We start from the raw sequence: 21,339 nt of genomic DNA on the forward strand, positions 1-21,339 counted from the left end.
AGTGGAACTGGCATGGGACGCGGAGGGTCTTCAGTCCTCTGACACACTTATATTGACGAGCCCTGATTTCGCCGATGGAGAGCCGATCCCGCAGATCCACGCCGGAAAGCGGCTCGGCGGCCAGGAGCTGTCGCCGGCGTTGGCGTGGTCGGCGGTGCCGTCGGGCACGGCGGAGTTGTTGCTCGTGATCGAGGACCCTGATGCGCCGATGGCGACGCCGTACATCCACGGCCTCGCGCTGATCGAGCCTTCCGTAACCGCTTTGGCGCACGGCGCGCTTTCGCCGGAACGCCCTGGTCGCGGCGTACGATTGCTGCGGTCGAGCTCGGGACGCGGCTGGATCGGGATGGCGCCGCCGAAGGGCCACGGACCGCATCGGTACGTCTTCCAGCTCTTCGCTTTGGCCAAACCGCTGGCCATCGGCTCCAAGGGCGGCGCAGAAGAAGCACAGCCCCGCAAGGTGTTGGCGTCCGCCGGACCGGTGCTGGCCCGTGGCCGAATCGACGGTTTGTATCAGCGCCCGTAGTAACCGGTAGCCGCCGCGCTTCACTTCGCATAGGCACGCTTGGCGCGGCGGCTCACGCGCTCCCAGCCCTCGCCAACGCGGCATGCGCACCTCGAGCGGCCGGACGGCCATCTTCGTACCCTTCTGCCACTCGGTGAAGACGTCGTGATGCGTCTGGCCGATCTGGTCGCGGCCCAACATGGCGTCACCCATGAAGATGAAGCCGCCGCCAAAAGCGGCCACCACCCCCCGCTCACCAAACCCGCGCACCTGCGGCGCCTCCCGCCGCTCCACGAAGCCGAGCGGTTCATCAGCCGCCACACGGCGCATAGCAGGGGCTTTCCTAGCAAGCCTCACGTGTCGCATTCCCGCCAGAAAAGTACGCGAGGATCACACCGAATGCGAGTCGGTGACAGGAGGAGCAGCCACGCTCAGGTAGAGCGTGTCCCGCTTCAACGCCACGACCCGCGCACCGAAACGCTCTTCCCAGGTCCGCAGCACCTGGACGTGTGCCAGGAAGTTGTCCTCCTCGGACGGCGCCCACCGCGCCGCCGCCAACGCCTCGTAGCTGCTCGCACCCTCGAACAACGCCAGTCTCGGCCGCCCGAGCCGGCCCTCGTCCAGCATCATCGCCGCATGCCAGTCCGCGATCGCCAGCGGATCACCCGGCGGGACTCTCCAGGCGCCGTCATGACCATCCGCGAAGCTTAGAGTTCAGCGGCGACAGTCCCGATCAGCGAGACCTCAAACCCGCACCACCGTATTCACCGGCATCGACATCAGCGGAGCCATCCGCACCTGGGCCCCCGGATGCGGAGCATGAATGATCTTGCCGTCCCCCACGTACATCCCGATGTGGCTGCGCCCCGCGTAGTAGATCACCAGGTCGCCCGGCTGGATCTGGGACAGCGGGACCTGCTCGCCGGCCTGCGCCTGCTCCGAGGAGGTGCGCGGCAGCTCCACTCCCGCCTGGCGCCAGACCTGCTGGATCAGGCCGCTGCAGTCGAAGGCGTCGGGGCCTTCGGCGCCGAAGACGTAGGGCTTGCCTAGGTCGGCGAGGGCGGCTTCGATTGCCGCGCGGGCTCGGTCGGAGGGGGCCGGCTGCGTGTGGTCGATGGTGGCGGGGTCCACTTGCTGGCCGGCGAAGGCGGAGGTGGGGTCGGCGCCGAGTTCGGCTTGGGCCGCGGCTGCGCGCTGGGAGGCGGAGAGGGTGTTCAGGAGCGCTTGGGCCTTGTGCAGTTGCTGGGTTACCTGGGTGCGGGACTGGGCTGCGGCGGTGCGGGTCTCGTCCAGGGCGGAGAGTTGGTCGGCGGCGGCGTGTTGGAGTTGGACGATCTGCCGGCGCTCCTCGACCACCTCGGCGATCTTGCGGCGTTGTTCGTCGGAGAGGCGGGTGGCCATGGCCTCGTTGCTCAGGAAGGAGTCCGGGTGGTCGGCGAGCATCAGGGTCAGCTCTTCGTCGACGCCGCCGGCTCGGTACTGCTCGGCGGCGATGCTGCCGAGGGTGGCGCGCTGGCGCTGGTAGTCGGCCTGCATCGCCTGGAGTGCGGACTGGGAGCGCTGGACCGCCAGGGTGAGCTTGCCGGCCTGCTCCTGCGCGGCGTCGTAGGTCTGCGTCAGCTGGTCGGCCTGGCGGTACAGCGCGGCGATCTGGCCCTTCACCGTCTGCTGCTGCACCGTCGAGCGGTCGCCGTCCGGGCCGCCGGACGGCGGCCCCGGTACCGGGGCGGCGGCGGCCGTGCCGACCACGCCCGCGGCGGCGGCCACGGCGGTCAGCGCCGCGGCGGCGACGGTGCGGCCCCGGGTGGGCAGGGCCGTGGCGCGGTGCCTCTTTAATCGCTTCGTACTGTGATGCGCCATTCTGTGATGACCTCCGCATCAGGGAACGCCGGACATTACCGGCAGAACAGCGCACGAACCTAAACCCACCAGACACTGATGAGCAAGGATCTACCACTCAAATAGGTGAGCGGATCAGAGAAGGGACATCTCCGACAAAATCGACGTCAGGACCGCGCGAGCCTGTTGAGCAGCATCGACGCCGGCACCGGCCGCGCCCCCGAGCGCCGCACCCCCTCGGCCACCTCGCGGTCCGAGGACACCACCACCACCGGCCGCCCGGCCGGCTCGGCGGCCACCAGCCTCCGGATCAGCTCGTCGGCGATCTCCCCCGGCGCGGAGAACAGCACGCGCACGCCGCGCGGCTGCGTGAGCCGCACCGGCCCGTCCAGCGCCGCGCCGTCGAAGACGCACGTCACCTCGGCCCCGGTCCGCGCGGCCAGCGCCGCCAGCCCGCCGACCAGCCGCACCCGCTGCTCGGCCAGCGACAGCGTCGGGTAGCCGGTCTTGGTGACGTTGTATCCGTCGACCACCAGGTGCACCATCGGCAGAGCCAAGTACTGGTCCAACAGTGCGGGATCGTCCTTAGCGCGCCCCTGCATGGACATGTCAGAGGGCGCTACAGAGTCTGGAGACGCCGCCCCGACCGTGTCCGCCGGACGCGCCTCGGTCGGCGGCAGCGCCAACTCGCGCTCTATGCCCTTCACCGCCCCGGTCACCGTGTCCAGAAGCAGCCGCAGGCGCATGTCCCCTTCAGAGCGCCCTGAACGGGCCGAACGCCGCGCTGTGTCCAACGCGGACTCCGCGGCCGTCAGACGCGTCCGCAGGCGCCTTAGTTCGGCCTCTGAGGCCGACGCGGCAGAAGCCGCGGAGGCGCGTTCGGCTTCCAGCACTGTCTCCGCAGCCCGCGCGGCCGCCTGAGCGCGCCGCATGTCGGCTTCCAGCTGCCGCACCTTGCGGCGCAACTGGTCGCCCTCGCGGCGGGCCTCCTCCTGAGCGGCTCTCAGTCCGTCCGCCGCCAAGCGCGCCGTCTCCTGCACCTCTGCGAGTTCTGCAGAGAGCCGCGCGACTTCGTTCTCGGCAGCCTCTCCAGCGGCTAACCGCGCCCCCTGGGTAACCGCCTCCAGAGCGTCCTTAACGATCCCGGTCCAGCCGTGCGGACGCAGCACATAAGCAACCGCCGCGACCTCGTGCGGGTCCGCGGCGGCCGGTACCACCCCGGCGTACAGGGAGTCGGACAGGTCAGGAGAGCTTTCGCGCACCCGTTCGGCGACCCGGGCGCGGAACACTCCGTCGCCCTCCAGAGCCGCGGCCATGGGGATCGCCGCGGCTTTGGCGCGTTTGGCGGGGGCGAACTTGGCGAACGGACGCAGCGGGGCCGGCACGTCGGCGGCCGGGAGCTTGCCCAGCGCCTCGGAGGCGATCTCCACGACCCGCTGCCGGACCGAGTCCGGCAGTGTGATCGTGAGACGTTCGCCCTCCGGTGAGCTCACGTCGCCCCACTCCCTCGCCTAGCCGGAGAGTCCTCCGGACATCGTTCCTGATCCGCCGACCTTATCGGCCGCGCTTATGCGTCCACACCAAGCTCTCCCTTAAAGGTAGGCCCTGCGCGCCGCGTTTCGGATCTCCCGCGCGCACGGTGATGGGCCATGATGCAACAGTGGTGATCCCCATTCACGACAAGAACCCGGTGTCCCGGGCGCCCTTCGTCACCTACGGTCTGATCATCGCGAACGTCGTGGTGTTCCTTTCCGGGCCGATCGCGTTCGCCGGCATGAACCCGGACGCGGCACGAAAGGCCAGGGAGAACGCATACCTGTACCACTACGGCGCGATCCCGGCGCAGCTGCTGAACGGCCACGGGAATCCGGTCTGGCCGGTGTTCACCGCCATGTTCGTGCACGCCGGCTGGATCCACCTTCTGGGGAACATGCTCTTCCTGTACATCTTCGGGAACAACGTCGAAGACGTTCTGGGGCGCTTCCACTTCCTGGCGTTCTATGTCATCGGCGGCGCGGCGAGCACGTACGCCTTCGCCTGGGCGAACCCGACGGCCACCGGGCCGCTGGTCGGAGCCTCGGGAGCGATCGCGGCGGTATTGGGGGCGTACGTATACCTGTTCCCCCAGGCAAAGGTGACACTCCTGGTGCCGTTCCTGTGGTTCCTGCCTATACGGGTACCGGCATGGCTCGTCCTGGGGTTCTGGTTCGTGATGCAACTGCCGGAGTTCCAGCAGACGATCGGAGTGGCCGGCTCCACGGACGTCGCCTACTTCGCCCACGTCTCGGGCTTCGTCCTGGGTCTGCTGTATGTGGCACTGGTCATCGGCCGAGGACCCAGCGACCCAGCGCATCTCCCCGCCGCCGACACCCCTCCCGCGCCGCCCCCTCTGGCGCCGGACTACCGCTCTGCCGACCCGGAGGATCCCTACGGCCAATACCATCGCTAAAGGAGTCCCGGGAGAGTCCCGCCAGAAGGAGCCGCTGTGATCACTGCCATCGTCCTCATCAAGTCCGACGTGGACGCCATCCCCGAGGTCGCCGAGAAGATCTCCCAGCTGCCGGGCGTCAGCGAGGTGTACTCGGTCACCGGCGAGTACGACCTGATCGCCATGGTCCGGGTGCGCGAGCACGAACAGCTCGCCGACGTGATCCCGGGCGGCGTGAACAAGGTGGCCGGGGTCAGCCACACGGTCACGCACGTGTCGTTCCGGACCTACAGCGCCATGGACCTGGAGGCGGCGTTCTCGCTCGGCCTGGACTGAGCCAGCCTGGCCCGAGCCACGCCGGAGGCGACCCCTAAGGGAAACTCCCTACCAACGCTGAGCCAACTCCCGGCAAACGCCGAGCCCCGCCTCCCCATCGGGAGGCGGGGCTTGTGACGCCACGTCATTGTGTGAGTGCGGGTGGTACACCCGGTGGGCCCGGGCGGCCTGCGATCAGGCCGTCAGGCGTCGGGGTCCTCGTCGATGAGGAAGCCGCGCATCGGGGAGGGCTGCGAGGGCACCGAGGGCTGGCCCAGACCGTTGCCCTGGCCCATGAACGGCGGCTGCTGCCCGCCGCCCATCGACTGCGGCGGCATCGGGGCCGGCATCTGCGGGCGGATCGGCGCCATGGTCTGCGTCAGCGCCGCGGCGTTGGTGCCGTTGTTGCCCTGGCTCTGGAAGGAGCCGGTCGAGCCGCCCTGGAAGGAGCCGGTCGAGCCGCTCTGGAACGAGCCCGTGCCACCGTTCAGACCCGCGCCGACCGGCGACGGCGCCGGCGGCATGCCCGGGGGCAGCGAGGCCTGCATCGGCATCGGCGGCGCCGAGGGGGCCGGCGGCGGGGCCGACAGGCCGGTGGAGCTCAGCTGCGGACGGCCGCCCATCGAGGAGCCCATGTTGGAGGCGATGTTGTCGTCGCCGCCGGAGGCCTCCAGCTGGCGCATCTGGCCGTCCAGGTACGACTTGAGCCGCTGCCGGTACTCGCGCTCGAAGGCGCGCAGGTCGTCGACCTTGCGCTCCAGGGCCGCGCGGGCGGTCTCCAGCGAGCCCATCGCGACGCGGTGCTTCTCCTGCGCGTCCCGCTCCAGGGCGTCGGCCTTGCCGCGCGCCTCGCGCTCCAGGCCGTCGGCCCGGCCGCGGGCCTCGCCGACGATCTTGTTGGCCTCGTTGCGGGCCTCGGCGATCGCCTGGTCGGCGGTCTGCTGGGCCAGGGCCAGGACGCGGGCCGCGGAGTCGCCGCCGGGGGCCTGGAACTGCGGGGCCTGCGGCACCGGCAGGGGCGCGGGCAGCGGAGCCGGAAGCGCCGGCTGCGGAGGCGCGGGCGCGGGTATCGGGGTCGGCTCCCGCCGCATCGGCACGGGCGCGGCGGCGGCGCTGGCCGCGGCACGGGTGGCGGCGGCCAGCTTGGCCCGCAGCTCCTCGTTCTCGCGGATCAAGCGGGTCAGCTCGGCCTCGACCTCGTCGAGGAAGGCGTCCACCTCTTCCTCGTCGTAGCCCTCACGCAGGCGTACGGTCGTGAACTGCTTGTTGTGGACGTCCTCGGGAGTCAACGGCATCTTTCATTCACCTCAGGCGTGGCGTGGTCGTCGGCATTCGCACAGACATTACCCGGTCACAGCGTAGCCGCGACCCGGATCAGCAGTAAGACGATGATCACGAGGATCATGAACGCCACGTCAAACCCCATCCCGCCGAGCCGCAACGGCGGGATGTACCGCCGCAACAGCTTCAGAGGGGGATCTGTGACCGTGTACGCCGTCTCCACGACGACCAGCATGACACCACGCGGCTCCCATGACCGGGCGAATACCAAAACCCAGCCGATGATCAGGCGGATGATCAAGCACAGCGCGAAGAGGTAGAGCACCCACAGGAGCAACGCCCCCACAACGCTCATAGCGCACTCCCCTTCCCACCTACGCCGGCGCCCCGCCGCGTGCGGTTCATCTCACCGCCACGGGACGCCGCCGGACCCGAAGTCTGACCGCCAAAGGCCGGCGGCGTCAGCTCTGGTTGAAGAAGCCGCCCTCGGCGATCCGGGCCTTGTCCTCGGCCGTCACATCGACATTAGCAGGCGACAGCAGGAACACCTTCTGCGTCACCCGCTCCATGTTCCCGCGCAGGCCGAAGATCAGCCCGGCCGCGAAGTCCACCAGGCGCTTGGCGTCGGCGTCCTCCATCTCGGTCAGGTTCATGATCACCGGGACGCCCTCCCGGAAGTGCTCGCCGATCGTGCGCGCCTCGTTGTAGGTGCGCGGATGCAGCGTCGTGATGCGGTAGGACGATTCGCGGTCCGCCGACCGGTCCGTCGGGACGCTGTACATCACCGGTCCACCTCTCTCGGCTCGGTCGGCTCGCGAGGACCGCTCGGAGCGGTCCGGCATCACCGTGACATTGGAAGGCGCCGCGAAAGCGCGGCGGTCGTTCTGCGCGACGACGAGCGCGCCGCCGCTAGCCGCTTCCGGCTCGCGGTGCGCGGTGTCCGGGGCCGCCGCGGGCTCGGCGGGCTCCGTCTCGTACTCGTCCTCGTAGTCGTCGTAGTACCGCTCGTCCTCGAACCGCTGTTCGTCAGTGAGCCCGAGGTAGACCGCTGCTCTGCGCATCATGCCGGCCATGGTGTTCGCCTCCGGACTGGGCCTGTTACGGCTGTCTTGCAACTGTCAACGAAAAAAGGTGCCGCGCAGGTTTCCCGATCGCGGTCGATGATGTGTGGCGCAGACGTGCGGTCGTCGTATCCGATGTTCGATAGATGCGACGTTACCGGAATCACCGTCTGATACCGAGTATCGCGCTGCCGATGCGGACGTGTGTCGCGCCCGCCGCCACCGCTTCGCCCAGATCCCCACTCATCCCCGCCGAGATCATGGTGGCCGAAGGGTGTGTCGACCGCAACCGCATAGCCAGCAAGGACAACCGCTCGAAGGCCGGTCCCGGCTCGGCTCCCAGAGGTGCCACAGCCATCAGTCCCCCGAGCCTCAAACCGGGCGCCGCGGCGATCGCGTCAGCCAGTTCCGGCACCTGTGCGGGAACCACTCCGCCCCGAGCCGCGTTGTCATCCATGGGCTCTGCGTTACCCAGGTCGACCTGCACCAAACATGTCAATCCTTTGTCATACCGGACAGCTCCCTTGGACAGCGCGCCGACCAGCCGGAGGCGGTCCACCGAGTGCACGAAGGAGGCGTACTCGGCCACTGAGGCGGCCTTGTTGGTCTGCAGCTGGCCGATGAAGTGCCACCGCAGACCCAGGCCCGCGGTCTCCCGGGCCTTCGGCGCGGCTTCCTGGTCCCGGTTCTCGCCGACGTCCAGGACCCCGAGTCCGGCCAGGATCCGGACGTCGGAGGCCGGGTAGGTCTTGGTCACCGCGATCAGGGAAACCTCGGAAGGGTCGCGGTTCGCCTTGCGGGCCGCGGCGGCGATGTCCTCGCGCACCGCGGCCAGATTCTCGGCGATCTGTACTCGTCGTTCGGAAATCTCCGTTTCACGGTCGGGCATCGTTCAGTCCAGCCAGACGAACCCGGCGAACCGGCCGGTCGTGCCCTCGCCGCGGAAGGAGTAATAGTCCTCGGACTCCTGCGTGCACACCCGCAGCCGCACCGACGTCTTCAGGTCGATCCCGGCCGCCTCCAGCTGCGCCCACACGCCCTCGGCGACGTCCAGGCCCGGCGTCCCCTGCCGGGTCACCGTGTAGCTGGCCGGCACCTTCTCGGCCACGTCCGCGCGCATCCGTTCGGGCACCTCGTAGCAGAGCCCGCACACCGAGGGCCCGGTGACCGCGATGATCCGCTCCGGCACGGCGCCGAGGGAGACCATGCGCTCGATCGCGGCCGGGACCACCCCGGCCTTCATCCCCGGACGCCCGGCGTGCGCCCCGGCGACCACCCCGGCCTGGGCGTCGGCCAGCAGCACCGGCACGCAGTCCGCGACCAGCACCGCCAGCGCCAGGTGCCGGCGGTCGGTGACCAGCGCGTCCACGTCCGGGGCCCGGCCCTGCCACTGCGCGGCGGCGTAGGCCACGTCCGCGCCGTGGATCTGGTTCATGTACACGACGTTCCCGGGGTCGGTGAACCCCAGCTCGAAGGCCACCAGGGAACGGTTGGCGGCGACCGCCTCGGGGTCGTCGCCGACGTGCCCGCCGAGGTTGGTCGCGGTGTAAGGGGCCTTGGAGACCCCGCCCCAGCGGTCGGAGAAGGCGAAGCGGGCCGTGCCGCCCTCACCCTCCGGACCGGTGTGCTGCCATATCGCCACGGAAGAACCCGCTCCTACTTCAGGAAGTCGGGGATGTCGAGCTCGTCGGCCGCCGACGGCGCCGGCTGCACCGGGATGACCGGGACGTTCTGCGTGTCGGCCATCGGGTCGTGCGCCGGGAGCGGGATGTTGTCCGTCGGCTTGGGCAGCGTGCCCAGCACCTGCTCGCGCATGCCGTCGCGGACGCTGGTCTCGTCCCGGAACGGGGAGTTCGCCGCGGCGTGCCCGGTGCTGCGGCGCTTGGCCGGCTCGCCGCCGTCGAAGCCGGCCGCGATGACCGTGACCCGGACCTCGTCGCCCAGGCCGTCGTCGATGACCGCGCCGAAGATGATGTTCGCCTCGGGGTGCGCGGCCTCGCTGACCAGCTGCGCCGCCTCGTTGATCTCGAACAGGCCGAGGTCGGAGCCGCCGGAGATGCTCAGCAGCACGCCGCGGGCGCCGTCGATGGAGGCCTCCAGCAGCGGCGAGGAGATCGCCATCTCGGCCGCGGCCACCGCGCGGTCGTCGCCGCGGGCCGAGCCGATGCCCATCAGCGCCGAGCCGGCCTCGCTCATCACCGACTTCACGTCGGCGAAGTCCAGGTTGATCAGGCCCGGGGTGGTGATCAGGTCGGTGATGCCCTGGACACCGGAGAGCAGCACCTGGTCGGCGGCCTTGAACGCGTCCAGCACCGAGACGTTCTTGTCCGAGATGGACAGCAGCCGGTCATTGGGGATGACGATCAGGGTGTCGACTTCCTCGCGCAGCGCCGCGATGCCGTCCTCGGCCTGGTTCGCCCGGCGCCGGCCCTCGAAGGTGAACGGCCGGGTCACCACACCGATGGTCAGCGCGCCGAGCTCGCGGGCGATCCGGGCCACCACCGGGGCCCCGCCGGTGCCCGTGCCGCCGCCCTCGCCGGCGGTGACGAACACCATGTCCGCGCCCTTGAGGACCTCCTCGATCTCCTCGGCGTGGTCCTCGGCCGCCTTGCGGCCCACATCGGGGTTGGCGCCGGCACCGAGTCCGCGGGTGAGCTCGCGGCCGACGTCCAGCTTGACGTCGGCGTCACTCATCAGCAGAGCCTGGGCGTCGGTGTTGACGGCGATGAACTCGACGCCCTTCAGACCGACCTCGATCATCCGGTTGATGGCGTTCACGCCGCCGCCGCCGATGCCGGCGACCTTGATGACGGCCAGGTAATTCTGCGGTGCTGCCACGTCCGACGGCCTCTCCGTGGTATCCGGTAATCTTGTTGATCACCTTAGTCCCGCCCACACCGGCCGGGGACACGGCGGGGTCGTGCGACTGTGAAGTCTTTACAGGACATTAGGTCCCGCGACCTGTGAGGTTCAACGAACACGCCGAAACTGTCGGCAGGTTTTACTTCTCAGCGTTGTCCGACGACCCCGCCTGATCCGTGTGGATCCGATGAGGGGAATACGTATGTTGTTCGATAGCCCGCCAGATCTTAGCCGATCGGCGGGCCGGGATTCGAACGCTCACGAATACGCCGGAGCCGCCGGAGCACTCACGTCATAGTGCGCCGCGCCATTCCCGATCAGCGCGGCCAGTATCCGTGCCTTGAGATCCGGCTGGTCCGGTCCGCCCCACAGAACCGTCACCGATTTCTGTTTGGCCTTGGACGGACTCAACGTCACGGTGATGGCGTAAGGCCCGGTCGCCGAGACGGTGAGCACCCGGGAGCGCACCGGGGCCGGCAGGGCCCGCAGAGCCGCGAGCGCCCCGGCCACGGTGCTCGCGCGGTCCTTCACCGCCGGATCGGCGAACTGCTCCAGGTGGATGACCGGGATGTGCGCCGGGATCGCCGAGGCGGTGGCGGCTGTGTCGAAGGCCACGCCGTCCGCGTCCACGATCTGGAAGGATCCGTCGGCCTGCGGCAACGCCGCGGCCGGGGTCCGCTCCACGACGTTGATGTCGATCGTGTGCGGCAGCGAGCGCTCCACCCACGCGTCCTTCACCCGCGGGAGCGCCATCAGCCGCGCCTTGACCGCCGAGGTGTCCACCGAGGCGACCGGGGTGTGCGCGGGGATCGCGGCGGCGGCCAGGATCTGTTGTCTGGTCAGCACTTTGACGCCGGAGACGGACGTGGACCGGACGTCGAAGACCTTGGTGTGCCACAGGATCGAGTACCCGGTCAGGGTCAGCAGCGCGAGGAAGACGGTGATCGTCACCGAGAGCCGCCGCCACCGGCGCCGGCGCCGCAGCCGGTCGAGGTAGCGCTCGACCAATACCCTGCTGACCCGCGGGTGGCCGGCTTCGGTGGCGTTCATGGGCTCCAGTTTCGCAGATGGGGACCATGGCTTCGGTCAGCGTGGCCACCTTTTAGTAGAACTGGGTCCGCTGGTTCTGGATCCCGTCCGGATGGAAACGAAGGGTTTTGGGATTCTCGGCGGATTTCTTGTTCATTAGTATTCGTCCGTAGTTGCGGTGGTTCATCAGTTTTGTACCACCCGCCGGAAGAACGGATATTCGGGTGCCGGGAGTGCGGATCGGCGACACGGTGCACCGCCAGTCGAACGTCTGGACGCCTTCGGGTACGACGGCGACCGGACCGCGTTCGGGGCCGACCCGGACCAGGCGGTCGTGGAGATCGAGGCCCTGCCGGAAACATTCCGGAAAGAGAACTGACGGTCGATCACAACCGCCTGACATCCGAGCCCGCGGCGCGATCCCCCATTCGGACCGCGCCGCGTGCGGCCCGGGATCGGCGGGCGTGAGATCGAGCCATGGCACTCACCTCCAAGCAGAAGAAGCAGGGGGCCGTGGTGACCGCGGCCGTCGGCGCCCTGGCGCTCGGCGGCGTCGCGGTCTCGACCCTCGGCTCGTCGGCGGACTCGGCGGGCTCGGCGAACTCCGGGCCGGTCGCCGCCGCTGCCATGCCGGCGCCGGTTCCGGCGGCCGCGCCGGCCGCCACACCCAGCCCTTCGGGTTCTTCTTCGGCGGCGACCATCACGATCACCGCGAAGTCCGACAACGGCAAGCCCGCCGACGACACCGTGTTCACGGTCTCCGGCGAGGTCAAGGGCGCGAAGCCGGGCACGAAGATCCGGCTGCAGCGGCAGCAGACACCGACCTCGGCGAACGCCTCCCCGGCCTGGAGCACGCTGGCCTACACGGCTTTCACCGACAAGAGCAACAAGTTCTCCTTCCCGGTGAAGATGGAGACGGCCGGGTCCTACAACCTGCGCATCCTGCATCCGCAGGACCGGGAGGGGCCGGAGAGCGCGTACTCGAGCGCGTTCGCCGAGACCGTCAGCGCGACGTCGACGCCCGCCGCCAGCAGCTCGTCGACGAAGCACCCGTCCAGTTCCAGCAGCTCCAAGAAGAGCTGACCGGAACCCTCGGACCGCCCGGCCACCTGAGGCGAGGAGTGGCCGGGCTTCTCGCTGTCCGGGATCAGTGCGGCCGGATCAGAGGAACCGCGAGCTCGGCACCGGCCCCGGCGAGCCGACGTACTCCCGGCGCGCGCTCAGCCAGCTGTCGCCGACCGCTGAGACGAACGCCTCCAGCACCGCGTCCGGATCCGGCGGCGTCTGCCCGTCGCCGGCGTCGTCGACCGGCTCCGTGCCGGCCAGTTCGGCGGCGATCTCCTCGGCCGGCCGCGCGTCGGGCTCGGTCTCGACCACCTCGCCGTCGACCATGCGGAAGGCGGACCCCCACGGCTCGCGCACCGCCTGGCGCAGGAAGCCGATCACGTCGGCGGCGGCCAGCGGCGGATCGGTCCAGTCGGTGGCGCGCTCGAACAGGATCTGGCCCGGCTCGCGCTCCCGCAGCGCGGCCAGGATCTGCGGCTCAGCGGCGTTGAGGTCGTAGGCGACGACCAGGGTGTCGGTGCGGTCCGGCTCGAACGGCACGGCCGGCAGGTCGAAGTACCGGGCCGCGGCCAGGCCGATGATCTCGCTGTCCCGGTCCGGCAGCAGCGAGACGGTCTGCGGCTTCAGGCCCCGCGCCGCCAGCACCACGCCGAGCCGGCGCAGCGCCTCGGCGCAGGCCTGGTAGGAGTCGCCGACCATGGCCCAGCGGCCGGTCATGCCGGCGTCGTAGCCGTAGGGCGAGACGGTCAGCAGGACGCCGCCGGTGAGCGCGAACTGCCAGCCGCGCAGGTCCTTCGGCCCGAGCCCGCCGCCGTCGCTGCCGCCAGCGCCGTCGCTGCCGCCGGCACCGGCCGACACGGTCGCGGCCGCAGCCGCCCGGACCAGCATCGCGCGCACCTTCTCGCGCAGCAGCCCGAGCTCCTTGCGGTCCTCGCCCTCGGGTTCGGGCAGCGCGGCGAACTCCTGCTCGGCGGTGGGCAGATCGCCGGCCAGCAGCGCATTGAACGCCACCTGGTAGCGCGCCAGCCAGGGCAGTTCGCCGTCGAAGCCGCGCAGCGCGGCGATCGCCTCGCGGTGCTGCCAGGACCGCTCGCAGGCCGCGGCCAGCTCGGTGCGGATCTGGATGACGCCGGGCTCGCGCTCGGCGGCCTCGCGCAGCGGCCGGACCGCCAGGTACGCGATGCCGTGCTCGACGCACTCGTAGCCGAACTCGTAGAGCGCGAGGGCCTGCTCCTCGGTTCCGGGCGCGTCGGCCTCGGCCGCTTCGGCAGCGGCCACGTCGGCCGGGGCCAGGGCCGCGAGCACCCGCTCGGCGGCGGCCACCATCTCCTCGAACCCCATGCCGCGCGCGGCGTCGCGCAGGACCCGCACGAAGTCCGGCAGGAGCAGCGCGTCGCCCTCGACGCGCAGGTGCCGGATCACCGCGGCTATGTCCCCGCCGGCCAGGAGATCTTCAGCGGTTGTCAGGGGGTCGGCAGCGGCCGACGCGTCGGAAGTCACCGCTGCACGGTAGCGACTCCGCCGTATGCCGCGCCCGGGATTTCCGCAGAGACCGTCTCGAATCCTTTAAATCAGTGAACGAATTTCAGGACACTTACAACCCGATCACACCTCCGTGTCGTCGATAGTTCGCGAGAGCACAAGGCGCCGCGCGTGGTGCCCGAATCCGCGCGCCGGAGCCGTCCGACGATCTGGAGGAACCGCTTGTGCTAGCACGTACCCGCCGTGTCCCGACCCTGGCGGCGGCCCTGGCCCTGGGGCTGGCCACCGCCGCCGGAGCCGCCGCGGCGACCGCGCCGCCGACCGCCGCCGCCGGCCCGACGTCCCCGAACCCGAACCTGGCCGCGGTGCAGAGCACCCTGCTGCCCAACGGCGACCGCGTCCTGGTCTCCGGCAGCGGCCCGGCCGCGACCATCGTCGTGGAGTCCCCCGACGGCCGCACCGTCCCGGCCGTGCGCTACGCGCCGGACGCGCACCACACCTACGTCATCCCCGACTCGGTCCTGGCCCATCCGGCACAGCTGACGCAGTATCAGGTGCCGGCGCTGAGCAGCGCCGCCGCGCCGGCCGCGACGCCGTACTACCCGCTGAGCATCCTGCAGGTCAACGCGCTCGGGCTGGACGGGAAGGCCGCGGACGCCTCGACGTTCCTGACCAACACCGACGACATCACCAAGTTCGACCAGCCGATCCCGGTGGCCGGCGGCGTCGCCCGGGTCGCGGTGCCGGCCGGGCACTACTCGGCGATCACCATCTTCAGCACCTTCGACACCACCACCCAGATCTCGACCCTGCACATCGTCACGCAGCTCGACGTGACCGTCGCCGCCGGCGGCGTCAGCACGCTGAACACCGACGAGCGCACGGCGACCGTGCAGACCACGGTGACGACGCCGAAGCCGGCCGTCGCCGACTTCAGCGACCAGAACTTCGTCTCGACCGACGCCAAGGGCGTGACCGCGTCCCTGGGCGTCGCCAACAACGGCGGGCCGACCTTCCTCAGCCCGACCGGCACGGCGCCGGCCGGGAAGTTCTCGTTCCAGCTGCAGGCCTGGGGCGGCGAGAGCCCGGCCGGGACGAGCGGCGACCCGTACCGCTACGACGCGATGTTCCCGGCCGCCGACCACATCGACGCGAACCAGTCCTACGCGGTCGACGCCTCGAAGCTGACCACGCTGCACAACGCGGTCGACACCGACGCCGGCGAGTCGGCCCGCCAGGGCGAGTTCATGATGGGCGCGTTCTCGCCGGAGGTCGGCGGGTTCCAGATCGGGCACGTCATCCCGGTGCCGGAGCATCTGACCACGTACATCGGCCAGCCGGTCGGCGACCAGTCGTGGCTGGGCGACTTCATCACCTCGCTGCCCGGACCCACGAACGGCTTCCCCGGCTCGCTGCTGCTGGGCCAGGACGGCCCGCTCTACCAGGGCAAGACCGAGGTGTGGCGGACCTGGGGCCACGGGCCGCTGACCGCGCAGGTCGGGCAGTACAACGACCCGACCGGCTGCCGCTCCTGCGCTGACGGCGGCACCGTCGACCTGAGCCTGAACCCGGTCGTGGACGGCAACCCGGACACCGACGCGCAGCTGTTCGGCCCGGCGACCGGCCACCTGAGCATCTACCGCGACGGCAACCAGGTCTTCTCCCAGGACAACACCTCCGGCGCCGAGCTCACCGGCCAGGCGCAGACCGCGGGCAAGTACCGCATGGTGTTCGACCTGGACCTAAGCCAGTTCCCGATCACGCAGTCCACGGCCACGCACACCGACGTCACCGTGCCCTACACCCCGACGCCGGACCCGAAGTGGACGCTGCCCAGCGGTGACTTCTGCCAGGCGCAGGGCACCGGCACCGCGGCGTGCTCGATCCTGCCGGTGATCAACCTGAACTACCAGCTGGCCACCGACGCCACCAACTCCACCCACGGCCCGGTGGCGGCGCTGCTGCTGACCGTGGGCCACCAGTCCTACAACGGGGCCGGCTCGAACGCCGCGGCCACCGGCGCCACCGTCTCAGTGTCCTACGACAAGGGTGCGACCTGGACCCCGGCCTCGGTGATCCCGGCCGGCCAGAACCACTTCGTCGCGCTGTGGAAGAACGGCGCCAAGGGCAGCACGCCCTGGCTGAAGGTGACCGCCACCGACGCGCTCGGCGGGTCCATCACGCAGACCGTCGCCAACGCCTACACCACCGGCTGAGGGGAATCAGGGTTATGAGTCGAATAGCTAACCACCGGGTGCTGGGCGTCCTCGGGGCCGCCGCGCTGGCGATCGGCACGATCGCGACGGCGGTCGCCCCGGCGAACGCCGCCGGCGCCGCACACTCCGCGGCCGCGAGCAACGTGAAGAACGTCTGCGGCGCGGCGAAGCCCGGCTTCGACCGCTGCTTCGCGCAGATCCGCACCGACGTGCACGAGCCCGCGCACATCGGCCGCACCGCCGGCACCGCCGGCCGGGTGGCCGCGGCCACTCCGGCTCCGGCCGGCTTCGGCCCGGCGGACCTGCACTCCGCGTACAACCTGCCGACCACTGGCGGGGCGAATCAGACCGTTGCGATCGTCGACGCCGGGGACGACCCCACGGCCGAGGCCGACCTCGCGGTCTACCGCACCACCTACGGCCTGCCCGCGTGCACCACCGCGAACGGCTGCTTCACCAAGGTGAACGAGCGCGGCGCGGCCACCCCGCTCCCGGCCGACGTCGGCTGGGGCGTGGAGGAGGCGCTGGACCTGGACATGGTCTCGGCGGCGTGCCCGCAGTGCAAGATCCTGCTGGTGGAGGCCGACCAGCCCAGCGGCACCGACCTCGGCCTGTCGGTGGACACCGCGGTCAAGCTCGGCGCCACTGAGGTGTCGAACAGCTACGGCGCGACCGAGTCCAGCCTCACCCCGGGCGACGCCGCCTACTACACGCACCCGGGCACCGCGATCGTGGCGTCCTCCGGCGACAGCGGCTACGGCATCCCGGCCGAGCCGGCTGTGTTCTCCTCGGTCGTCTCGGTCGGCGGCACCTCGCTGACCAAGGCGACGAACGCCCGCGGCTGGAGCGAGACGGCGTGGTACGGCGCCAGCAGCGGCTGCTCGGCCTGGGTCGACAAGCCGACCTGGCAGACCGACCCGAACTGCCCCGGCCGCATGGTCGCCGACGTCTCCGCCGACGCCGACCCCCAGACCGGCCCGGCGATCTACGTCACCGACACCGCCGACCTGCAGGGCCTGCCCTCGGGGTGGAGCGTCGTCGGCGGCACCAGCGCGTCCTCGCCGTTCATCGCCGGCGTCATCGCCCTGGCCGGCAACCCGGCGAAGTACTCCGACGCCTCGGCTTTCTACGCACCGTCCGCGCAGGCGGGGCTGAACGACGTGGTCGGCGGCTCGAACGGGATCTTCCAGGACTGTGGTGGCGACTACCAGTGCAACGCGGTGGTCGGGTACGACGGGCCGACGGGGTTGGGGACGCCGAACGGGCTCTCGGCGTTCTGAGGGGCTAGCGCTTCTCAAAGAACTGCGATTGTGAACTAAGCGCACAAGAACCGGGCCGGTGCCTTTCATGGCACTCGGCCCGGTTTGCTTTCGCCTCCACGGAAGCATCCGGGCGCCGTCACACGGTCACAGTCTCGTCCCACTCGACCCGGAACCGGTGCACCGGCCCGAACATCTTCTCGGGCTTCAGGAAAGTGCGGGTCGCGATCGGCATCATCAAGCCGAACACGACCTTCGCGACCGGCCCGGCGGTCTTGCCGTTGTTCGTCTTCACCGCCTGCTCCGAAATCGCCTCCACCCGCGGCCGCCGCAGGCTTTCGTACTTGCCGAGCGCCGCCGGCAGATCGTCGATGTCCCGCAGGCACCGCGCCAATTCGATCGCGCTCTCCAGCGCCAGCGACGCACCCTGGCCGGAGCTCGACGACGGCGCATGCGCCGCGTCGCCGACCAGCACCATCCGGCCGCGCGACCAGTGCGGCAGCCTCGGCATGCGCTCCATCGGGCCGGTGAGCACCATCTCATCCTCGGTGGCGCCCTGGAACAGGCGGTTACCGGGCCGGTCAGCGGCATGCGCCGCGCGGAGCTCGGCCAGCCACTCGGACTTCGGCACGGCGCGCGCCTCGGCCAGCGTCATCGGCACCTCCTGCGGGTGATTGCTGAAGAAGACCTCTGATCCGTCCGGCTGGGTCCAGTAGCCGTAGAAGGAGTGCTTGCCGAAGGCGAAGCGCATCTCGTCGATGTCGCCGGGGACGAAGGCGCCGGTGAGGTCGCCGAAGCCGAAGCTCATCAGGCCGGTGTACTCCGGGACCGGCGCGTCCGGGTCGATGAGGGTGCGGACGGTGGAGCGGATGCCGTCGGCGCCGATCAGCACGTCGGCGGTGGCGGTGGTGCCGTCGTCGAAGCGGGCCGTGATGCCGTCGGAGTGCTCCTCGACGCCGACCAGGCGCTTGCCGTCGTGGACAGTGACGCCCTGCTCCTTGGCCCCGGCGCGAATGGCGTCGAAGAGGTCGGCGCGGTACACGACGCGACTCAGCGGCAGGTTCGGCAGCGCGGGCACGCGCATCAGGGTTCTGCCGCTGCCCTTCTCCATGACCATGGCGTGCAGCGGATTGCCGACGGCTTCGACCGCGGCGCGCAGGCCCACGGTCTCCAGGGCGGCCAGGCCGTTCGGGGCAACGGTGAGCATGGCGCCGGAGCGGTCGGTGCGGGCGTAGGCCTCGTGGACGGTGGCCTGGATCCCGGCCTTGGCCAGCGCGAGCGCGGTGACGGGGCCGGCGATGCCGCCGCCGATGACGATGGCGTTCTGGATGGCTGTCATGCGGAATATAGTCGCATGGGGACTAGTTGCTGTGCAACTAGTCCCGTTGCGGCGGGCCACCGGACCGCCAGCCCGCCGGCCGCGTGTCCCTGACCCCTGCGACCGTGGCGATGCACTGCGATTGTGCGCTGCTTGCGCAGTAGAGGGGCGCTGCTGACCTGTGTGTGGGTGCTGGTGCTGGTGCTGGTGCTGGGTGTGGGGGGGGCGGGGGCGTGGTGGGTGTGGTGGGTGCGGTGGGTGTAGTGGGTGCGGTTTGCTTGTAGCTTTTAAGAGCTTTTTACGGCTTCGCAGGGCTTTAAGAAGGATCCGCTGGGTGGCGCAGTTCGGTGGTGCCCCGCAGGTTGCGCTGGCGGCTGGCGGTTGTTCGTGTGCACGACCGCGCGCGGGTCCGAGTCACTGCGCACGCGTTGCGTGGGCGGCAATCGTCGAGCGTGGTGGGTGCCTGAAAGTCAAAGACAGGGCCTCCGGCGGCGCCTGCGCGGCGAGCGGCACTCGCTCCGGGGAGGGGGGCCGCGCTGTCTGCCGGCGGACACTGCTTGTGGTCGCCTGTGTCCCGGGTTCCCCGTCGCATCGTCGCCTCACGGAAGCAGACCGGTCCGGTGGTATCAAGTCGGACCCCTGCTACTGTGGTGCGGTTTCGTGCGACTTGACACCACCGGCCCGGCCAGCTTGGCTACGCCCGCCGACGCGACGGGGAACCCGGGACAACCCCGCCTGTGGGAAGGATTCCCGCGTCTTGAGCACGCCACGTCACCACCCGCACGTGTGGGCACCCGAGTGGACCCCGTCCACACCACAGTGGGGGTTGTCCCGGATCGTTGGGGATCCCTCAGAGTCTCGAGTGCCCCCGCCGGAGGCGCCTGCTCTTGACCTTAGGCACCCACCACGCCCGACGATTGCCGCCTACGTAACGCATGCGCAGTGACTCGGACCGGTGCGCGGTCGTGGACACCTACTCCGCCGGCCGCCAGCGTAGCCAGTGGGGCATCACGGAACTGCGTCCCCCTGCGAGGTCACCAAACCTTAGGCGAAGCCGTAAAAAGCTCCTAAAACCCACCAACAAACCGCACCCAACACACACCAAGCAGAAGCGCCCAAAAGGGCGCCCCGAAACGGGGCGCCCTTCTACCGTTCGCTCGTACCACTACGCCAGCAGCTTCAGCAGCCGCGGACCGATCTCGGTCACGTCGCCGGCCCCGACCGTCACCACCAGGTCCCCGGGGCCCGCCAGCTCGGCCAGCCGCTGCGGCACCCGGTCGAAGTCCGGCTCGAACACGCTGGCCTCGGCCGGGAGGCCGGTCTCGGCCGCGATGACGTCGCCGCCGACGCCGGGGATCGGCTTCTCGCCGTGCGCGTACACGTCCAGTACCACGACCACGTCGGCGGCGCCGAGGGCCGGGCCGAACTCGTGCAGGAACGTGTTGGTGCGGTAGTACCGGTGCGGCTGGAAGGCGGCGATGACGCGCCCCTCCCCCGCCAGCTCGCGCGCCGCCGACAGGACCGAGGCGATCTCGGTCGGGTGGTGGCCGTAGTCGTCGTAGACCTTCACGCCCGAGGCCTCGCCGAGCAGCTGCATCCGGCGGCGCGCACCGGTGAACCCGGCGACGCCCTCCAGGTACGGCTTGACGTCCACGCCGAGCGCCAGCGCCACGCCGAACGCGGCGGCGGCGTTGAGGGCGTTGTGCCGTGCCGGGACGGACAGGGTGATCGGTCCCAGGGTCTCGGCGGCGGTCGCCAGCTTGAAGGTGGGGAAGCCGCCGACGGTGCCGACGTCGGTGACGCGGATGTCGACGTCCTCGCCGGCCCCGTAGGTCAGCACCCGGACACCGCGCGCGGCGGTCCGCTCGGCGATGGCGCGGGCGGCCGGGTCGTCGGCGTAGCAGACCAGCGTGCCGCCGGGCTCCAGCCGGTCGGCGAAGTCCTGGAACTCGGCCCGCACCTGCACCACGTCGGCGAAGTGGTCGGGGTGGTCGAGCTCGATGTTGGTGATGACCGAGACGTCCGGCCGGTAGTGCGTGAAGGTGCCGTCGGACTCGTCGGCCTCGGCGATGAGCACGTCGCCGGAACCGGCGTGCCCGGACTCCCCGGTGGTGCCGATCTCGCCGCCGATGACGAAGCTCGGGTCCAGGCCCGCGTGCCGCAGCGCGACGGTCACCATGGAGCTGGTGGTGGTCTTGCCATGGGTGCCGGCGATGGCCACGGAGCGGTAGCCGGGCATCAGCGCGGCCAGCGCGGAGGCGCGGTGCAGGACGCGCAGACCGCGCGCCTTCGCCTCGACGATCTCGACGTTGTCCGCCGGGATGTCGCCGGAGACCACGACGGTGTCGACGCCGTCCAGGTTCTCCGACGCCTGCCCGATCGCGATGGTCGCGCCGAGCGCCCGCAGCTCATTGACGGTCGCCGAGTCCTTGATGTCACTGCCGCTGAGCGGGAGGCCGCGACCGAGCATCGCGCGCGCCAGCGGGGCCATGCCGACGCCGCCGATGCCGACGAGGTGGATGCGGCCGAGGTCGGCGGCGGGGATGACGTCGGCGGGGGCGGGGAAGCGGGGGGCGGTCATCAGCGCTCACCTGTCTGGGAGGCGGTTTCGGCCTCGGGCTCGGCGGTGGGCTCGGGCTCAGTGCTCGGCTCGGCAGCGGCAACCGGCGCAGACACGGT

19 protein-coding genes are annotated in these 21,339 nt (G+C 70.5%); 6 read left to right on the plus strand and 13 right to left on the minus strand.

Annotated elements, in window-relative coordinates:
• Position 1: 1 nt before the first annotated feature.
• The gene (locus ABH920_RS29220; protein WP_370352377.1) at positions 2-526 is read left to right on the plus strand and encodes a YbhB/YbcL family Raf kinase inhibitor-like protein; all 525 of its coding nucleotides are present in this window, start codon (positions 2-4) and stop codon (positions 524-526) included.
• 369 nt (positions 527-895) lie between these two features.
• Here ABH920_RS29220 and ABH920_RS29225 read toward each other — a convergent pair whose 3' ends face one another.
• From ABH920_RS29225 to ABH920_RS29235, 3 genes are all read right to left on the minus strand, one after another.
• The gene (locus tag ABH920_RS29225; RefSeq protein ID WP_370352378.1) at positions 896-1,135 is read right to left on the minus strand and encodes a DUF4253 domain-containing protein; all 240 of its coding nucleotides are present in this window, start codon (positions 1,133-1,135) and stop codon (positions 896-898) included.
• A gap of 114 nt (positions 1,136-1,249) precedes the next feature.
• Entirely contained in the window at positions 1,250-2,365 is a 1,116-nt protein-coding gene (locus ABH920_RS29230) for an NlpC/P60 family protein (RefSeq protein ID WP_370352379.1), read from the minus strand.
• Positions 2,366-2,511: 146 nt separating this feature from the next.
• Positions 2,512-3,837, minus strand: a complete 1,326-nt coding sequence (locus tag ABH920_RS29235) for an NYN domain-containing protein (RefSeq protein ID WP_370352380.1) — start codon at positions 3,835-3,837, stop codon at positions 2,512-2,514.
• A gap of 167 nt (positions 3,838-4,004) precedes the next feature.
• On the opposite strand from ABH920_RS29235, the gene ABH920_RS29240 reads away from it, so the two are divergent.
• Together ABH920_RS29240 and ABH920_RS29245 are read left to right on the plus strand one after the other, a co-directional pair.
• Positions 4,005-4,793, plus strand: coding sequence for a rhomboid family intramembrane serine protease (locus tag ABH920_RS29240; RefSeq protein ID WP_370352381.1), 789 nt, complete (start codon positions 4,005-4,007; stop codon positions 4,791-4,793).
• A gap of 36 nt (positions 4,794-4,829) precedes the next feature.
• Positions 4,830-5,108: an Lrp/AsnC family transcriptional regulator gene (locus tag ABH920_RS29245; RefSeq protein WP_194915766.1), complete on the plus strand. Its 279-nt coding sequence runs from the start codon at positions 4,830-4,832 to the stop codon at positions 5,106-5,108.
• Positions 5,109-5,290: 182 nt separating this feature from the next.
• On the opposite strand, the gene ABH920_RS29250 is transcribed toward ABH920_RS29245, so the two are convergent.
• The 7 genes from ABH920_RS29250 to ABH920_RS29280 form a co-directional block, all read right to left on the minus strand.
• A complete protein-coding gene (locus ABH920_RS29250) occupies positions 5,291-6,382 on the minus strand; it encodes a DivIVA domain-containing protein (protein ID WP_370352382.1) in 1,092 nt (363 codons plus the stop codon).
• A 56-nt stretch (positions 6,383-6,438) separates the two neighbouring features.
• Entirely contained in the window at positions 6,439-6,723 is a 285-nt protein-coding gene (locus ABH920_RS29255) for a YggT family protein (protein ID WP_015794684.1), read from the minus strand.
• Positions 6,724-6,829: 106 nt separating this feature from the next.
• Positions 6,830-7,441 (minus strand): cell division protein SepF, encoded by a 612-nt coding sequence (locus ABH920_RS29260; RefSeq protein ID WP_370352383.1) that lies wholly within the window; start codon positions 7,439-7,441, stop codon positions 6,830-6,832.
• 151 nt (positions 7,442-7,592) lie between these two features.
• Positions 7,593-8,318 carry a YggS family pyridoxal phosphate-dependent enzyme gene (locus ABH920_RS29265; protein ID WP_370352384.1) on the minus strand — a complete coding sequence of 242 codons (726 nt, stop codon included), beginning with the start codon at positions 8,316-8,318 and terminating at the stop codon, positions 7,593-7,595.
• 3 nt (positions 8,319-8,321) lie between these two features.
• The gene (gene pgeF / locus ABH920_RS29270; RefSeq protein WP_370352385.1) at positions 8,322-9,071 is read right to left on the minus strand and encodes a peptidoglycan editing factor PgeF; all 750 of its coding nucleotides are present in this window, start codon (positions 9,069-9,071) and stop codon (positions 8,322-8,324) included.
• 14 nt (positions 9,072-9,085) lie between these two features.
• Positions 9,086-10,267: a cell division protein FtsZ gene (gene ftsZ / locus ABH920_RS29275; RefSeq protein ID WP_370352386.1), complete on the minus strand. Its 1,182-nt coding sequence runs from the start codon at positions 10,265-10,267 to the stop codon at positions 9,086-9,088.
• Positions 10,268-10,549: 282 nt separating this feature from the next.
• Complete coding sequence (locus ABH920_RS29280) at positions 10,550-11,341, minus strand: cell division protein FtsQ/DivIB (protein ID WP_370352387.1); 792 nt, start codon at positions 11,339-11,341, stop codon at positions 10,550-10,552.
• A gap of 456 nt (positions 11,342-11,797) precedes the next feature.
• Here ABH920_RS29280 and ABH920_RS29285 point away from each other — a divergent pair, with 456 nt between their 5' ends.
• Positions 11,798-12,403, plus strand: coding sequence for a hypothetical protein (locus tag ABH920_RS29285; RefSeq protein ID WP_370352388.1), 606 nt, complete (start codon positions 11,798-11,800; stop codon positions 12,401-12,403).
• A gap of 78 nt (positions 12,404-12,481) precedes the next feature.
• Here the strand turns inward: ABH920_RS29285 and ABH920_RS29290 are convergent, their stop codons facing one another.
• Positions 12,482-13,885 carry a hypothetical protein gene (locus tag ABH920_RS29290; protein ID WP_370352389.1) on the minus strand — a complete coding sequence of 468 codons (1,404 nt, stop codon included), beginning with the start codon at positions 13,883-13,885 and terminating at the stop codon, positions 12,482-12,484.
• 206 nt (positions 13,886-14,091) lie between these two features.
• On the opposite strand from ABH920_RS29290, the gene ABH920_RS29295 reads away from it, so the two are divergent.
• A complete protein-coding gene (locus tag ABH920_RS29295; RefSeq protein ID WP_370352390.1) occupies positions 14,092-16,083 on the plus strand; it encodes a hypothetical protein in 1,992 nt (663 codons plus the stop codon).
• Positions 16,084-16,097: 14 nt separating this feature from the next.
• Positions 16,098-17,363 (plus strand): S8 family serine peptidase, encoded by a 1,266-nt coding sequence (locus ABH920_RS29300; RefSeq protein WP_370352391.1) that lies wholly within the window; start codon positions 16,098-16,100, stop codon positions 17,361-17,363.
• A 118-nt stretch (positions 17,364-17,481) separates the two neighbouring features.
• Here ABH920_RS29300 and ABH920_RS29305 read toward each other — a convergent pair whose 3' ends face one another.
• Together ABH920_RS29305 and murC are read right to left on the minus strand one after the other, a co-directional pair.
• Positions 17,482-18,681, minus strand: coding sequence for an FAD-dependent oxidoreductase (locus tag ABH920_RS29305; RefSeq protein WP_370352392.1), 1,200 nt, complete (start codon positions 18,679-18,681; stop codon positions 17,482-17,484).
• Positions 18,682-19,825: 1,144 nt separating this feature from the next.
• A complete protein-coding gene (murC, locus tag ABH920_RS29310) occupies positions 19,826-21,241 on the minus strand; it encodes a UDP-N-acetylmuramate--L-alanine ligase (RefSeq protein WP_370352393.1) in 1,416 nt (471 codons plus the stop codon).
• Between the last annotated feature and the right edge of the window lie 98 nt (positions 21,242-21,339).

Origin of the sequence: Catenulispora sp. EB89 (assembly GCF_041261445.1) — a bacterium.
Classification (GTDB): Bacteria; Actinomycetota; Actinomycetes; order Streptomycetales; family Catenulisporaceae; genus Catenulispora.

Excerpts from the sequence above, each read along its gene's own strand:
- ABH920_RS29225 (WP_370352378.1), bottom strand. The coding sequence starts at position 1,135 with ATGATGCTGGACGAGGGCCGGCTCGGGCGGCCGAGACTGGCGTTGTTC.
- ABH920_RS29230 (WP_370352379.1), bottom strand. The coding sequence starts at position 2,365 with ATGGCGCATCACAGTACGAAGCGATTAAAGAGGCACCGCGCCACGGCC.
- ABH920_RS29250 (WP_370352382.1), bottom strand. The coding sequence starts at position 6,382 with ATGCCGTTGACTCCCGAGGACGTCCACAACAAGCAGTTCACGACCGTA.
- ABH920_RS29255 (WP_015794684.1), bottom strand. The coding sequence starts at position 6,723 with ATGAGCGTTGTGGGGGCGTTGCTCCTGTGGGTGCTCTACCTCTTCGCG.
- ABH920_RS29260 (WP_370352383.1), bottom strand. The coding sequence starts at position 7,441 with ATGGCCGGCATGATGCGCAGAGCAGCGGTCTACCTCGGGCTCACTGAC.
- ABH920_RS29265 (WP_370352384.1), bottom strand. The coding sequence starts at position 8,318 with ATGCCCGACCGTGAAACGGAGATTTCCGAACGACGAGTACAGATCGCC.
- ABH920_RS29280 (WP_370352387.1), bottom strand. The coding sequence starts at position 11,341 with ATGAACGCCACCGAAGCCGGCCACCCGCGGGTCAGCAGGGTATTGGTC.
- ABH920_RS29285 (WP_370352388.1), top strand. The coding sequence starts at position 11,798 with ATGGCACTCACCTCCAAGCAGAAGAAGCAGGGGGCCGTGGTGACCGCG.
- ABH920_RS29300 (WP_370352391.1), top strand. The coding sequence starts at position 16,098 with ATGAGTCGAATAGCTAACCACCGGGTGCTGGGCGTCCTCGGGGCCGCC.
- ABH920_RS29305 (WP_370352392.1), bottom strand. The coding sequence starts at position 18,681 with ATGACAGCCATCCAGAACGCCATCGTCATCGGCGGCGGCATCGCCGGC.
- murC (WP_370352393.1), bottom strand. The coding sequence starts at position 21,241 with ATGACCGCCCCCCGCTTCCCCGCCCCCGCCGACGTCATCCCCGCCGCC.